Source organism: Paraburkholderia sp. GAS33 (genome assembly GCF_050436645.1).
Taxonomy (GTDB): domain Bacteria; phylum Pseudomonadota; class Gammaproteobacteria; order Burkholderiales; family Burkholderiaceae; genus Paraburkholderia; species Paraburkholderia phenazinium_B.
Window position 1 is genome coordinate 272,928 of the sequence record NZ_JBNDMP010000003.1, and the last position, 13,378, is coordinate 286,305.

Consider the following 13,378-nt stretch of genomic DNA (forward strand, 5'->3'; position numbering starts at 1 on the left):
CATGATCCAGTCCAATCCACCCAGTCAAAACGTCGAAGGCGAAGCGTTTCCGCCTGTCGAGGACATCCTGCCGCACCGCGGGACGATGCGCCTGATCGATGCGGTGCTGGCATGCAACGACGAATCGCTGACGGCCCAGGCACACGTAGAAAGCGACGCGTGGTACGCCAACGCAGACGGCGCGATGCCCGCTTGGATCGGCATCGAACTGATGGCGCAAGCAATCGCGGCGCACGTCGGCTTGCTCGAGATGCGCGCGGGTAACAAGATGCGCCCCGGCGTGCTACTCGGCTCGCACCGCTACGAAGCACACATCCCGGCATTTGCGCGCGACGCGCTGCTGCGGATCGAAGTCAAAGAGCTATTGCGCGGCGAAGAAGGCCACGGCGCCTATGAATGCGTCATCCGGCACGATGATCTCGTGGGTGCCGAAGCCGTCATCAAGGTATTTCGGCCGCGCGATTTTCAGTCATTTATCGAAGAGGGTTTCAGGTCATGAGCAGGCGTGTTCTCGTTACCGGCGCAAGCCGTGGAATTGGCCGCGCGATCGCCTATCAACTGGCCGGCGACGGCTTTGCGGTGACCGTTCACTGCCGTACCGGACGCAGCGAAGCCGAAGCGGTCACCGCGGGCATCGCCGCGCAAGGCGGCACGGCGAGCGTATTGCAGTTCGACGTGCGCGATCGCGCTGCGTGCCGCACCGCCCTCGAAGCGGACGTCGATGCGCATGGCGCCTACTACGGCATCGTCTGCTGCGCAGGCGTGACCCGCGACGCGGCCTTCCCTGCGCTTACCGACGAAGACTGGGACATCGTCATCGAAACCGGTCTCGATGCGTTCTACAACGTCGTGCATCCGCTCACCATGCCGATGGTGCGCGCGCGCCAGGGTGGACGGATCGTAACCGTCGCGTCGGTTTCCGGTGTGACCGGCAATCGCGGCCAGGTCAACTACAGCGCGGCGAAGGCCGGGCTCATAGGGGCGACCAAAGCGCTTGCGGTCGAACTCGCGACCCGCAACATCACCGTCAATAGCGTGGCGCCGGGCCTGATCGACACCGGCATGCTCGACGAACTGCCGCTCGAGCACGCGCTGAAAGCCGTACCGATGAACCGCGTCGGCCAGCCCGTCGAAGTAGCGGCGGTGGTGGGCTTCCTGATGTCCGATGCGGCCTCCTATATTACGCGCCAGGTGATCGGCGTCAACGGCGGGATGGTGTGATGAAGCGCGTCGTCATAACGGGAATGGGTGGCGTGTCCGCATTCGGCAGCCAGTGGGACGACATCGAGGCGGCCTTGAAACGCGGCCAAAATGCCGTGCGGCGCGTGCCGGAGTGGGATTACTTCCAGTCGCTGCACACGCGGCTCGCGGCTCCGTTGCAGGGATTCGTCACGCCCGAGCACTATCCGCGCAAAAAGACCCGCTCGATGGGTCCGGTCTCGAAGTATGCGGTGCGCGCGAGCGAACTGGCGCTGGGCGATGCAGGCCTGCTCGACGAACCGTCTATTAGCGATGGACGCATGGGCGTCGCCTATGGCTCGTCGTCGGGCTCGGTCGACCCGATCCGGGCGTTCGGCAAAATGCTCGACACCGGCTCGATGAGCGACGTGACCTCGAACAGCTATGTGCAGATGATGCCGCACACCACGGCCGTCAACGTCAGCCTGTTCTGGGACCTGAAAGGGCGGATCGTGCCTACGTCGTCGGCTTGCGCGTCGGGCAGCCAGGCGATTGGCTACGCGTATGAAGCGATCGCTCAGGGCAAGCAAACGTTGATGCTGGCGGGCGGCGCGGAAGAACTGTCGGGGCCCGCGGTCGCCGTGTTCGACACGCTCTATGCCACCAGCACCCGCAACGACGAACCGCATCTGACGCCGCGCCCCTTCGACGTGAAGCGCGACGGTCTCGTGGTGGGCGAAGGCGCGGCCACGCTAGTGCTCGAAGAATACGAACACGCAGTGGCGCGCGGTGCGCGCATTCACGCGGAAATTGTCGGTTTCGGCTGCAATTCGGACGGCGCGCACATGACGCAGCCGACCGCCGAAACCATGGCGATCGCCATGACGCTTGCGCTGCAGGACGCTGCCTTGCAGCCCGAAGCAATTGCCTATGTAAACGCGCACGGCACCTCAACAGATCTGGGCGACGTCGCGGAAAGCCGTGCCACCGCGCAGGTCTTCGGCTCACGCATGCCGATCAGTTCGCTGAAAAGCTATATCGGCCATACGCTCGGCGCGTGCGGTGCGATCGAGGCGTGGTGGACCATCGAAATGATGAAGCGCAACTGGTTCGCTCCCACGCTCAATCTCGACAACGTCGATCCGTCCTGTGCGGCACTCGATTACATCGTGGGCGAGGGCCGCACGCTCGAAGCCGAATACGTGATGAGCAACAACTTCGCGTTTGGCGGCATCAATACTTCGCTGATCTTCAGGCGCGCCGGATGAGCCAGGCGACACATACCGCGCGCGGCCTGCGCCGCGTCGTCATCACGGGCATGGGCATCGTGTCCTGTCTCGGCAATACGCTTGACGATGTATCGGCTCGCTTACGAACGGGACGCTCCGGCGTCTCGCGCATCGACGCGTGGCGCGAACGCGGGTTTGGCAGCCAGGTGGCGGGCGTTGCATCGGTAGGCGGCGCGGCGCCCTTCGAACGCAAGCTCGAACGCTTCATGGGCGACACCGCCCGCTTCGCGTGTCACGCAGTACGCAGCGCGCTCGACGATGCCCGGCTCGATCCGGCTGCCCTGCATTCGCCGCAAGCGGGCGCTGTGATCGGCTCGGGCGTCGGGACCATGTCGACCTACGATGTCTCCATGGCGATCGCCACGGCGCGCGGGATAGACCGCGTCCCGCCGTACACGGTGCCGCAATGCATGGGCAGCACGACGTCCGCGAATGTGGCGCACGTGTTTGGGCTTGAGGGCACGACTTACTCGCCGTCGTCGGCCTGCACGACATCGGCGCTCGCGATTGGCCAGGCACTGCAACTGATCCAGACGGGCCGTCAGCAGATCGTTCTCGCGGGCGGAAGCGAAGCGTTGCACGACAACATGACGCTGATGTTCGATGCCATGGGCGCGCTGTCACGAGGCTCCAACGATGACGCCGAACACGCATCGCGTCCCTATGATGTCGCGCGTGACGGCTTCGTGATGGCCTCGGGCGCAGGCGTATTGCTGCTCGAATCGCTCGAGCACGCGCTCGCGCGCGGTGCGCGCATCCAGGCAGAGCTGATCGGCTTCGGTCATTGCACCGACGGCGCCGATATGGTCGCGCCGCGCGCGCCCGGCATTGCGCGTGCGATGCGTGAGGCGCTCGATGAAGCCGACGTGCGTCCCGACTACATCAACACGCACGCCCCTTCGACCCCGCGCGGCGACCTCGAAGAACTGCATGCGTTGCGCGCGGTATTTGGCGGTGAGGTGCCGCCGTTCTCGTCGACCAAAGGATTGACCGGCCATCCGCTCGGCGCCTGCGGTGCGCACGAAGCGATCTACACGTTGCTGATGATGCGGGACGGCTATATCGCAGGGACCCGCGACATCGAAACGATTGATCCTGCCGTAGGGGACATGCCGCTCGTCCGGACGTCGCGCGAAGCGCGCGTCGAGACGGCCATGTCGGTTTCATTCGGGTTCGGCGGCAGCTGCGCGAGCCTGATATTTCGCGCCTGGAACGGCGCATGACGTTTCCGCTGACTTTAACAATTAACAAAGGAAAAACACCATGAGGAATGGTCTCGTGCTCGGGGCACTGGCTGCGGTGGTGATTACGCAAGCCGGATGCGCGACCCAGGTCAGGTCGGTGCCGTTGCAATCGGCCCTGCAGCAGCCCGCTGGAGGAAGCAGCGTTGCTGTGTATTTCGGTTCGCAGGCACATCCCGCCGTACAAACCCAGCTTGGCGAAGCAAAGTACTCGGTGCGCGTGGCCCGCGGTGAAGGCAGCCAGGACGACTCCTGCAGCAGAGCGCTGGCAGAGGCTTTGACGAAGCTGCGCGCCGATGCGCAAGAACATGGCGCGAACGCCGTAGTGGATGTGCAAACGCGCTTCCATACCACCGAGACCAGCTCGGCCACCGATTTCACCTGCGGCGTGAGTCCAAGCGCTGCAGCCGTCGCCGTGCGCGGCAATCTCGTCGTGCTGCAAACCAACTAACCACCTTACCCACCACCGTACTAACTAGAACGAGGAGCCTCCATGAAACGCCATCTCATGCTTGCCGCGTTGTGCGCCACACTGGTTACGTCACACGCATTCGCCCGGGACACCGTCGCCAGCTATCCGGTGGAGGCTGCCATTGCGAGCGAACCGGGCAAAGTCACGCCGGACGTCGCGCTGTACTTCGCCGGTCAGAGCCATCCGGCAGTCGCAAAGTCGTATGGTTCGTTCGCCACGAACAAGAAGACCAATGCGTTCGGCAAGAGCGATCTGCAAGCTTGCCAGCACGTGTTCCTCTCTGCCGTGATCGAACTGCAGAACCGTGCGCGCCAGGAAGGCGGCAATGCGGTCATCAACATCAAGAGCAACTACAAGAACGAACTGACGGAAAGCCCCACCGAATTCACCTGCGGCGCAGGTGCGGTGATCGCCGGCGTAGCGCTGGTGGGCGATGTGGTGACGTTGAAAGGGCGGTAAAAGAAGGTATTAGCGAAGTGTTGGCCGGTGGCGGCAAGCGGAGAAGTGTCCGTTTACCGCCCCGCCTTGGGCAGTGCAGGTGCAGTACAGGTGCGGTGTGCGTCAGCCCGCTTTAACGGCCGCAACGTTGACCAAGGTCTCGCGGCGCTTGCCGGGTTTCGGACGATGCAGGCCGAGCCGCTCAAGCAGACCGAAGTCCGTCGCTCGACTCCACCAGAGGTAAGGCAGCGAAACATTGCGCGTCGTGAAAGCGAAGCCCGCCTGGCGGATCATGTCGAGGTAGCCGTCGGCACTCTTCTGCACATGCATAGGATGACGGAACAACAGGCGGATCACCCAGGACTTGATGTAGGCGTCGGTAGATTCAGCGAACAGCAGCACGCCGCCCGGTCTCAACACCCGGTGGAATTCGGCTAGCGCACGTTCCTGCTCGACGAGGTGATGAAACGTTTGATGGCAGAACACGATATCGACGCTCGCACTGGGCAGCGCAAGCTGCGCGCAATCGCCGTGCAGCACCTCGATGTCGGTCGCACTGCCGGCACTCGTGGCCTTGCAAGCGCGAGCGGCTTCTGCGGCGAGATCGAGCGAAGGTGTATGGTAATCGATGCCGACGATGCGGCTCGGGCGAAACGCTTCGGCTAGCAGACGAAACGAAATGCCCTGTCCGCACCCGACGTCTGCAATAACGGGTGCGTCAGGCAGCGGCGTGTCGATCAGACCCTTCAGGTCGTTGATCGCGACACGCAGGACGTGATGCTCCCAGGTATGGGTGCGCAGGAACCAGATTCCGAAGGCCGTTTCATGCACGAACGGCACGCGGGACAGTTCAGATGACGACATATGTTTCACCTGGCAATTCTGAATTTTGATTGAACGCAAGCCATTGTAATGGCAAGCGGGAGAATAATGGCTCTGGGCCCGTGCGGGCGCAGTTCACTTCACTTTAGATAACCGTTTGAGGAAAGATTGAATTCCCTTCCATCGAGAAACATCGTCGACGTAGCGATCATCGGTGCGGGTCCCGCCGGCGCGGTCGCAGCAGCTTTGCTGAGGAAAGCGGGCCGCTCGGTGCTCGTCCTCGAGCGGCAGCATTTTCCCCGCTTTTCGATTGGCGAAAGCCTGTTGCCGCAAAGCATGGCCTACCTCGAAGAGGCCGGCATGCTCCAGGCGGTCGTGCAGGCAGGCTTCCAGCACAAGAACGGCGCGCATTTCATCTGGCGCGACAAGTCATCTGCGTTCGACTTCCGCGACAAGCATACGCCGGGCTGGGGCACGACATACCAGGTCGAACGCGCTGTGTTCGACGACATTCTGATCCGCTGCGCCGCGGAACAGGGTGCCGACGTGCGCTTCGGACATACGGTCCGGGCCATGCAAACCGGCGACGCGCCAGTGCTGGACGTGGTCGATGAGGAAAACCAGGCATATCAGGTGCAGGCCCGCTTTGTGTTCGACGCCAGCGGGTTTGGCCGCGTGCTGCCGCGCCTGCTGAATCTCGAGGCGCCGACGCGCATGCCGACCCGCGCGGCCATTTTCACGCACGTGCGCGACGGCCTGACGCTCGACGCTACCGATCGCAACAAGATTTGCGTCGCCACGCATCCGGACCGCCGCGACGTCTGGTTCTGGATGATTCCGCTGGCGGGCGGCCGTTCTTCGGTAGGGTGCGTCGCCGAAGCTGAGTTCCTCGACGGTCCCGAGGAAGAGCGCGACGAGAAACTGCGTGCGCTACTGCAACAGGAGCCGACTTTCGCGAGGCTGATCGGCAATGCGCCTTTCCTGATGCCGGTGCGACATATTGGCGGGTACGCGGCGAACGTGGAGCATCTGCACGGGCCGGGTTACGCGCTGCTTGGCAATGCGGGCGAGTTTCTGGACCCGGTGTTCTCTTCCGGTGTGACGATTGCGCTGCGTTCGGCGCATCTGGCAGTGCAGACGCTCGAGCGTCAGCTGAACGGCGAGCAGGTCGACTGGCAGGCCGAGTACGACATACCGCTGCGTAAGGGCATCGATACGTTCCGTGCGTTCGTGGAGCGGTGGTACACGGGCGCGCTGCAGGACATCATCTTTTATCCGCGTCAGACGACTTTGATTCGCCGCATGATCAGTGCGATCCTGGCTGGGTATGCGTGGGATGAATCGAATCCGTATGTCGCCGACCCTGTACGGCGGCTGGATGCGCTACATGAGATCTGCCTGACGCATTAAGGCATTAGGCGGGTACGCGAGAAAAACTCCGGGCACTATTGATTTTTGTCTTTGTACTCGGAGTATTTTCTCGAGTCGCCACGCACCTGGTCGGCGGGATATTTCGCACGGTTGAGGGCCATCTTCTCCAGCACTGCCTGAAAAAGATCCACCTCCATCTTGTCGGCGAGGCGAACGAGGTAGACCAGCACGTCCGCCATTTCGTGGCGAATAGCGGTCAGCTTCGCTTCGTCGATTTCATGTTTGTCCCCCGAAACAAGCCACTGAAACGGTTCAAGCAGCTCGCTCGCCTCGACGCTGAGCGCCGTTGCGAGATTCTTCGGAGTATGGAATTTGTCCCAGTCGCGTTCGTTCACAAACTCACGAACGAGGTCGCGCAATTCTGTTAGGTCACTTCGCGATTCAGGCTTGTTCACGGTAGATCCTGTTCGTATCGCGCCGGCCGGTTCAGCCCTTGCGCCTGCGAGCCTCCTCACAGTCAGGACATTCGCCGTAGACAATCGCAGACGCACTGGCGTAGGCAAACTGGTGCTCGGCCGCCATGGACCGATACGCGGCCTCTATCGTCGCGTCGTAGGCATCACGAATTGTACCGCAGCGATTGCAGACGAGATGATAGTGAGGCTTTCCGCGATTCAACTCGTAAATGACGCGCGAATCACCGAGTAAGGCACTCGTGATCAAACCCATCTCGAGCAGATGCGACAAGGTCCGGTAGACGCTCGCCAGGCTGAATGATTCCGTGTCGGCGGCTAGCCTGCGGTAGATCTGATCCGCAGAAAAATGCTCGACGGGGTTGTCGCGGAACAGGGTTAGGACGGCGACTCGATTGGGTGTCGCGCGTATCCCCGCTCGCGACAGCTCAGCATAGACAGTTCTCATCTCATGGCGCCGAAACAGACGGCGGTATCGTGCACCGCGGATGCTTAAGGTTTGCTTAAGGATGCCACTTAGGTTCGCGAGTTGCCAATGTCGTTGCGGCCGTTCGCTGTCGCGGTTGTCGATAGCGCGTTGACCAGTCGGCCGCGCGCCTCGCCGGAAGACTCGGCAATCTGCCAGGCAAACAAACCCGGCACGAAAATCAGCAGATCGCGAATCCGCCGCGCGCCCGCGAGTGCGAGGCAGGTTGAAGGATCGAGACCGAGTGCGCCGCCGATCAGGATGAACCCGCCTTCCTGCACCCCCAGGCCTCCGGGCACAAAAAAGGCCGCACTGCTAACCGCCTGGATCAGCGATTCGATCACTACCGCCTCGGTGAAGCTCACCTGCGCGCCAAGAAAATGCAGCGCGAGCCAGATCTCCAGCGCGGTCAATACGCACTGCAGTGGTTGCCAGAAGAACAGGTAGCGCAGCACGACGCCACGGCGGCGCCAGATCAGTTTGATCGACTGATCGATCTGCGCCGACTGACCGACGAGCGCGGCCAGCTTGCCGCTGGTTGCACGGTTGAGCACACGTGTGATGCGTTCGAACGGGCTCGCATGCTGCACCAGCGAAAACAGCACCAGTAGCGGTGTGAGCGCGACAATGCCCCATGCCAGATCGGCAGCGAGACGTAGCGTGCCGGATGCCGCTTGCGCGAACAGAAAGCCGATGCCCACCATCGTGAACATCAACTGGCTGATCAGCGTGAGTTGCATATCGACGACGAGACTCGCCGCCGCGGTCGAGCCACGCAAACCGCGCCGCCGCATCATGCGGAACGACACCACCTCGCCGCCGATGCGCGCCACCGGCAACATGCTGTTGACCGATTCGCGGATCCAGACCAGCTGCAACATGCCCGCAACGCTCGGGCGGTTTGCGCCGCGGATGAGGCTTTGCCAGTCACGTGCGTTGGCAAGCATCGGCAGGACATGGGCCAGTCCCGCCAGCACCAACCCCGCGCCTGCGGCACGCATCAGTCCAAGCACTGCCCCCGGGTTGTCATGGACGACAAGCCAGAGCGACGCAATCAAACCCGCCAGTGCAGCAAAACGACCCAGATGCTTCATTACGCTACTCGTCCTGAACCGGCGACAGCAAACCATCGCCGTCCACCTCGAAACTGAAACCTCGCCAGATCACCCGCGTCGAAAAGAAACTCGTCACGAAGATCAGGAACGACACGATGTCCCATAACGGCAGCAGCCACAAGTCGCTATACGCCTGCCGCAACGCATGGTCCGACTGTACCTTCAACGCTAGCCGCGCGAGCAGCGCCGCCGCTACAAGCGGCCACGCCCACGCTGCGCCGCCCGAGAATGCTGTAGCAAGCAATGCAAAAGCGAGTGGATGCATCAACGACGAACCCAGATGGGCAACCGGGGTGATCGTCCGAATCGTCCGGCTCCACCGCAACTCATGCGCAATCAGCTTGGTGACGCTGCTTTCCACGCAGGCGTGCGATACCGTGAACGGCGGGATCACCACCTTCTCGCCGATCATCCGCACCGCTTCGCCGATCGCATGATCTTCCGCGAGGTGATGCACGAACTGCGCGAAGCCGCCGATCTTCTCGAGCGTTTCGCGTCGCATGGCAATGGTCTGTCCAAAGCACGGCCGCGCCATCCCAAACGCCAGGCCCGTCACGACGCCGGGAAGAAACTGATAGTTAGTCGCTTTCGCCGACAGCCGCGGCCAGAAACCCGGATCTGGTTGACCGCGATAGACGCAGGTGACCAGTCCCACGCCAGGCTTCTGCAACTCACCGATCACATTGCGCAGATAGCTGGGGCTTACACTCACGTCGCTGTCCGCAAACACCAGCACATCATGCTGCGCCTCGGGCAGCATGTTGAGGATGTTGCTCATCTTGCGGTTGGGTCCGTACAGGCGCGCATCGGCCACAACCGTTATGTGCGCATCAGGATGCAGCAGACGCAGTTGTTCGACCGTCTGCAGCGCCGGATCTTCCGAGTCGTGCACGCCGAACAGAAATTGCAGCGGACCCGGGTAATCCTGCTGGCAAAAGCTCGACAGATTGCTGAGCAGTGTCCACTCGTCGCCATGCAACGGCTTGACGATGGTGACCGGCGGAAAGCTGGTGGGTTCCGAGGTGGTACGGGCAAAGAAACGTCCAATCAGCGCGCCGGCCAGCACCGTATAAGCGATGCCGAACACGGCGCCTGTCCCACACAGAAACGCCAGCGCCATAAGGATCAGATGCTCCCCGCGCAGCGCACCCTCAACAGCGATCAGTCCGCTCGCGACCAGCAGACCGATCAGGCAGGCAAACCACAGCAGAGACTTCATCGCCGCATCACGCTTCGTGAGCGCGCAGGAAGCGAAAAAACTCCACGCCTTCGCGCAGACGCCGCTTCATCATGTCCCAGCTCAGCAGCATCTCGCGCACGATCTCCCAGATCTTCGAGGGCCGGAAATAGAAGCGCTTGTAGAAGCTCTCGACGTGGTGATAGATCTCTTCACGCGACAGGTGCGGATAGCCGATCGCCGCGAGTTGCACCCCTTCCTTGCTCACCAGGTTAATCACCTTGTTCTCCTGCAGCCAGCCGTTTTCTACCGCCTGGTTGTAGAGCGTCGTGCCCGGATAAGGTGCCGCGAGCGACACCTGGATCGTGTGCGGGTTGATTTCCTTCGCGTACTCGATCGTCTTTTCGATCGTCTCCTGCGTCTCGCCCGGCAGCCCAAGGATGAAGGTGCCGTGAATCTTGATGTCGAGCTTGCGGCAGTCTTCGCTGAAGCGTCGTGCGATGTCCGTGCGCAGGCCCTTCTTGATGTTCAGCAGGATCTGGTCATCGCCCGATTCATAGCCCACCAGCAGCAGACGCAGGCCGTTTTCCTTCATGATCTTCAGCGTCGCATACGGCACGTTGGCCTTTGCGTTGCAGGACCATGTCACGCCGAGCTTGCCCAGCCCGCGTGCGATCTCTTCGACGCGCGGCTTGAAGTCGGTGAAGGTGTCGTCGTCGAACATGATCTCCTTGACTTCAGGCATGTTGTCACGGATCCACTTCACTTCTTCGAGCACGTTCTCTACCGAGCGCGTGCGATAGCGGTGACCGCCCACTGTCTGCGGCCACAGGCAGAACGTGCATTTCGAGCGGCAGCCGCGGCCCGTGTAGATCGACACGTACGGATGCTTCAGATAGCCGATGAAGTAGTTATCAATCTTCAGGTCACGCTTGTAGACAGGCGCCACGAACGGTAGCTCATCCATGTTCTCGAGGATCGGGCGCGCCTCGTTGTGCTCGATCGAACCGTCCGCAGCGCGATAGCTCAGCCCCTGGATCTGCGCGAACGGTTTGCCCGCCGCCACTTCCTGGCAGGTGAAATCGAATTCTTCACGGCAGACGAAATCGATCGCTTCGCTCGCAGTCAACGAGTTGTGCGGATCAACGGCGACCTTTGCCCCCACCATGCCGATCATCACCGACGGTTTGCGCTTCTTCAGATCCTGCGCAAACATCGCGTCAGTGGGAAACGACGGCGTGCTCGTATGAATGATGACGAGCTCATACTGCTGCGCGATATCGAGCGAAGCCTCCAGCGAGAGACCATCCGCCGGCGCGTCGAGCACGCGGCTATCCGGCACCAGCGCCGCGGGCTGCGCGAGCCATGTCGGATACCAGAACGAACGGATCTCACGCTTCGCCTGATAGCGCGACCCCGCGCCGCCATCGAAACCGTCATACGACGGGGCCTGCAAAAACAGCGTTTTCATGAATGATGCTCCGGCAATTTGCGTTGAATCCGATAACTGATCGAATGAGAAAAGTCGCAGCGGCGCGACGGCGCGCTGTGACTTGAATGGGATGCCTTACCGGTCATCGAAAATCTCCATGATCGGTACTCCTGGCCGCGCCACGCGATTGAGGACCGGCATCCGCGCACCGCGCCATACGACGTGGGAGCCGAACACCGCGCCCAGCCATTGCAGCGCGAGCAACATATCGCGCAACGGCACAAGTGGCAGGTCACGCCAGAATGTGCGCGACCAGCGAGCGCTGCGTGCATGCAAAAGAATGCGAGCAATGCAGCCCGTAGCGGTGCCAATCGAGGCCGTGGTCGCCGCGAAAGAATGCGTTGGAGCGGCATCCGCTGCGGTGAGCGAGAGAGTCAGCAGCGTGCTGGCGAATAACCACGGCGTGGTGAACGTGACGAACAGAAACGCGAATCCCAATGGATTCACGGAGCGGATCGTGCGCAGCCAGCGCATCTCGCGCAACCACAGGGTCGTGAAAGCAGGCTCGATCACGTCGGTGGCTACCATCACCGGCGACAACACGGTGTTCAGCCCAAGAGCGCGCGCGTGTTCGGCCAGCCAGTAGTCGTCGGCGAGGCAGTCTTTGAGCGTCTCGAAGCCGCCAATACTCTCAAGCGCCGTGCGCCGCAATGCCAGAGTCGCACCAAAACCAAAGCGGCGCGAGCCGCCCGCATGCGCGACGCGCACCGACGGTGCGAACCATTCGTTGATGAACAGGGCCCCCACCCGCGGCCAGAATCCGCCGACGCTCTGCGCGCGATACAGGCAGGTGACGACTCCCGTATCGATGTTCGCAAGCGGCGCTGTCACGGTGTCGAGGTAGTCGGGCTTGACTGCTATATCGCTATCGGCAAGCACGATCACCTCATGACGCGCCCATTGCACCATGTTGATCAGATTGCTGACCTTAGGATTGCGGCCGTGCACGCGAGAATCGATCACGAGCTTGATGTCGCACTGCGGATACGCGTCCTGCAGACGTCGCACCACGCCGATTGCCGGGTCGACCGGTGAGCAAACACCGAACAGCAACTGAAAGCACGGATGCGCCTGCTCACAGAACGTCACGAGGTTTTCGTACAGACGCGGCTCGGTTCCGCACAGTGGCTTGAGCACGCTCACAGAGGTCCAGCCGACGCGACGCGAGTTCTGGCCTTTGCTGAAAAACGGCATGGCAAAGACGGCGATCAGCGAATAGGAAGTAGCGATCCAGCACAGGGCGAGCAAAAGCCACTGTGAGACAGAAACGGGATGTTCCATCATCGCTAAAAGGATCCGCCCATGAAGCCGCCTCCGCTAACACGTAGCCCACGCAATTGGCCTTCGATTAAACCGAAGGTGCAGGATCACCAGCATCCGCACCGGGCAGACCGGAGAAACCGAAGTGGTGTTGGAATGCGCGTCGGTGACGGTGGCGTAGTCGAGAGACAGCGCCGAGAGGAATGCAGCGCGGGCAATGCGCTTGACGACCAGTACGATGCACACAACGCTCGCCACAGCCACGAGACGAAAGGGCCCGGATGTGAACACAGCTTCGGGAACACCAAATAGGCCAATAGACAGCAGTGCCACCATTTGTATCGCTGCGGCGGCAAGTGACGCTGTCAGCAGGTAGGCACGCAGCATTGCGGTCGTCGCGGGTGTCATGGCGCAGTTCGTCGATACAGGAGGAGGAAATATCGAAGGCGCTTTCATTTTCCTTGTGGCGATCGATCAGCAGATGCACGTGGTTTGGATTCAGGTCGCATCTAATACATACATGCGTTGTGAATCGATACTACCGGTCCAAAGCTGAAGGGAACCTTAAGCAAACGCGCCCGAT

Annotated in this window: 15 protein-coding genes; 7 read left to right on the plus strand and 8 right to left on the minus strand. The window is 61.6% G+C overall.

The window, feature by feature from the left end:
• The first annotated feature begins 1 nt into the window (after position 1).
• The 6 genes from P3T24_RS11430 to P3T24_RS11455 are packed head-to-tail and all read left to right on the plus strand — an operon-like array spanning position 2 to position 4,640.
• Positions 2-499: a hotdog family protein gene (locus P3T24_RS11430; protein WP_429434618.1), complete on the plus strand. Its 498-nt coding sequence runs from the start codon at positions 2-4 to the stop codon at positions 497-499.
• The gene (locus P3T24_RS11435; RefSeq protein ID WP_074266733.1) at positions 496-1,221 is read left to right on the plus strand and encodes a 3-ketoacyl-ACP reductase FabG2; all 726 of its coding nucleotides are present in this window, start codon (positions 496-498) and stop codon (positions 1,219-1,221) included. The genes P3T24_RS11430 and P3T24_RS11435 overlap by 4 nt, the downstream gene beginning before the upstream one ends.
• Positions 1,221-2,447 carry a beta-ketoacyl-ACP synthase gene (locus P3T24_RS11440; RefSeq protein ID WP_429434620.1) on the plus strand — a complete coding sequence of 409 codons (1,227 nt, stop codon included), beginning with the start codon at positions 1,221-1,223 and terminating at the stop codon, positions 2,445-2,447. Before P3T24_RS11435 ends, P3T24_RS11440 begins: the two co-directional genes overlap by 1 nt.
• Positions 2,444-3,691: a beta-ketoacyl-[acyl-carrier-protein] synthase family protein gene (locus tag P3T24_RS11445; protein WP_429434623.1), complete on the plus strand. Its 1,248-nt coding sequence runs from the start codon at positions 2,444-2,446 to the stop codon at positions 3,689-3,691. The genes P3T24_RS11440 and P3T24_RS11445 overlap by 4 nt, the downstream gene beginning before the upstream one ends.
• Before the next feature lie 40 nt (positions 3,692-3,731).
• Positions 3,732-4,160: a signal peptidase gene (locus tag P3T24_RS11450; protein WP_429405944.1), complete on the plus strand. Its 429-nt coding sequence runs from the start codon at positions 3,732-3,734 to the stop codon at positions 4,158-4,160.
• Between the two features lie 42 nt (positions 4,161-4,202).
• On the plus strand, positions 4,203-4,640 hold the full coding sequence (locus tag P3T24_RS11455) for an excinuclease ABC subunit A (protein WP_074266737.1): 438 nt from the start codon (positions 4,203-4,205) through the stop codon (positions 4,638-4,640).
• A 102-nt stretch (positions 4,641-4,742) separates the two neighbouring features.
• On the opposite strand, the gene P3T24_RS11460 is transcribed toward P3T24_RS11455, so the two are convergent.
• Positions 4,743-5,483: a class I SAM-dependent methyltransferase gene (locus tag P3T24_RS11460; protein ID WP_429434625.1), complete on the minus strand. Its 741-nt coding sequence runs from the start codon at positions 5,481-5,483 to the stop codon at positions 4,743-4,745.
• A gap of 126 nt (positions 5,484-5,609) precedes the next feature.
• Here P3T24_RS11460 and P3T24_RS11465 point away from each other — a divergent pair, with 126 nt between their 5' ends.
• Positions 5,610-6,851, plus strand: a complete 1,242-nt coding sequence (locus tag P3T24_RS11465) for an NAD(P)/FAD-dependent oxidoreductase (protein ID WP_074266739.1) — start codon at positions 5,610-5,612, stop codon at positions 6,849-6,851.
• A gap of 35 nt (positions 6,852-6,886) precedes the next feature.
• On the opposite strand, the gene P3T24_RS11470 is transcribed toward P3T24_RS11465, so the two are convergent.
• The 7 genes from P3T24_RS11470 to P3T24_RS11500 form a co-directional block, all read right to left on the minus strand.
• Entirely contained in the window at positions 6,887-7,267 is a 381-nt protein-coding gene (locus tag P3T24_RS11470) for a nucleotide pyrophosphohydrolase (RefSeq protein WP_074266740.1), read from the minus strand.
• A 31-nt stretch (positions 7,268-7,298) separates the two neighbouring features.
• Positions 7,299-7,733, minus strand: a complete 435-nt coding sequence (locus P3T24_RS11475; RefSeq protein ID WP_429434628.1) for a Fur family transcriptional regulator — start codon at positions 7,731-7,733, stop codon at positions 7,299-7,301.
• A gap of 68 nt (positions 7,734-7,801) precedes the next feature.
• Positions 7,802-8,845: a lysylphosphatidylglycerol synthase domain-containing protein gene (locus P3T24_RS11480; RefSeq protein ID WP_429434631.1), complete on the minus strand. Its 1,044-nt coding sequence runs from the start codon at positions 8,843-8,845 to the stop codon at positions 7,802-7,804.
• A gap of 4 nt (positions 8,846-8,849) precedes the next feature.
• Positions 8,850-10,085: a bacteriohopanetetrol glucosamine biosynthesis glycosyltransferase HpnI gene (hpnI, locus tag P3T24_RS11485; protein WP_429434633.1), complete on the minus strand. Its 1,236-nt coding sequence runs from the start codon at positions 10,083-10,085 to the stop codon at positions 8,850-8,852.
• 7 nt (positions 10,086-10,092) lie between these two features.
• Entirely contained in the window at positions 10,093-11,514 is a 1,422-nt protein-coding gene (gene hpnJ, locus P3T24_RS11490; protein WP_429434636.1) for a hopanoid biosynthesis associated radical SAM protein HpnJ, read from the minus strand.
• A 96-nt stretch (positions 11,515-11,610) separates the two neighbouring features.
• Positions 11,611-12,819 carry a bacteriohopanetetrol glucosamine biosynthesis glycosyltransferase HpnI gene (gene hpnI / locus P3T24_RS11495; RefSeq protein ID WP_429434639.1) on the minus strand — a complete coding sequence of 403 codons (1,209 nt, stop codon included), beginning with the start codon at positions 12,817-12,819 and terminating at the stop codon, positions 11,611-11,613.
• Between the two features lie 33 nt (positions 12,820-12,852).
• Positions 12,853-13,203: a hypothetical protein gene (locus tag P3T24_RS11500; RefSeq protein ID WP_429289182.1), complete on the minus strand. Its 351-nt coding sequence runs from the start codon at positions 13,201-13,203 to the stop codon at positions 12,853-12,855.
• Positions 13,204-13,378: the final 175 nt, after the last annotated feature.

What these genes read in the sequence shown, in the direction of transcription:
- P3T24_RS11430 (WP_429434618.1), top strand. Translation starts at nt 2, where the DNA reads ATGATCCAGTCCAATCCACCCAGTCAAAACGTCGAAGGCGAAGCGTTT.
- P3T24_RS11435 (WP_074266733.1), top strand. Translation starts at nt 496, where the DNA reads ATGAGCAGGCGTGTTCTCGTTACCGGCGCAAGCCGTGGAATTGGCCGC.
- P3T24_RS11440 (WP_429434620.1), top strand. Translation starts at nt 1,221, where the DNA reads ATGAAGCGCGTCGTCATAACGGGAATGGGTGGCGTGTCCGCATTCGGC.
- P3T24_RS11445 (WP_429434623.1), top strand. Translation starts at nt 2,444, where the DNA reads ATGAGCCAGGCGACACATACCGCGCGCGGCCTGCGCCGCGTCGTCATC.
- P3T24_RS11450 (WP_429405944.1), top strand. Translation starts at nt 3,732, where the DNA reads ATGAGGAATGGTCTCGTGCTCGGGGCACTGGCTGCGGTGGTGATTACG.
- P3T24_RS11455 (WP_074266737.1), top strand. Translation starts at nt 4,203, where the DNA reads ATGAAACGCCATCTCATGCTTGCCGCGTTGTGCGCCACACTGGTTACG.
- P3T24_RS11460 (WP_429434625.1), bottom strand. Translation starts at nt 5,483, where the DNA reads ATGTCGTCATCTGAACTGTCCCGCGTGCCGTTCGTGCATGAAACGGCC.
- P3T24_RS11475 (WP_429434628.1), bottom strand. Translation starts at nt 7,733, where the DNA reads ATGAGAACTGTCTATGCTGAGCTGTCGCGAGCGGGGATACGCGCGACA.
- P3T24_RS11480 (WP_429434631.1), bottom strand. Translation starts at nt 8,845, where the DNA reads ATGAAGCATCTGGGTCGTTTTGCTGCACTGGCGGGTTTGATTGCGTCG.
- hpnI (WP_429434633.1), bottom strand. Translation starts at nt 10,085, where the DNA reads ATGAAGTCTCTGCTGTGGTTTGCCTGCCTGATCGGTCTGCTGGTCGCG.
- hpnJ (WP_429434636.1), bottom strand. Translation starts at nt 11,514, where the DNA reads ATGAAAACGCTGTTTTTGCAGGCCCCGTCGTATGACGGTTTCGATGGC.
- hpnI (WP_429434639.1), bottom strand. Translation starts at nt 12,819, where the DNA reads ATGATGGAACATCCCGTTTCTGTCTCACAGTGGCTTTTGCTCGCCCTG.
- P3T24_RS11500 (WP_429289182.1), bottom strand. Translation starts at nt 13,203, where the DNA reads ATGACACCCGCGACGACCGCAATGCTGCGTGCCTACCTGCTGACAGCG.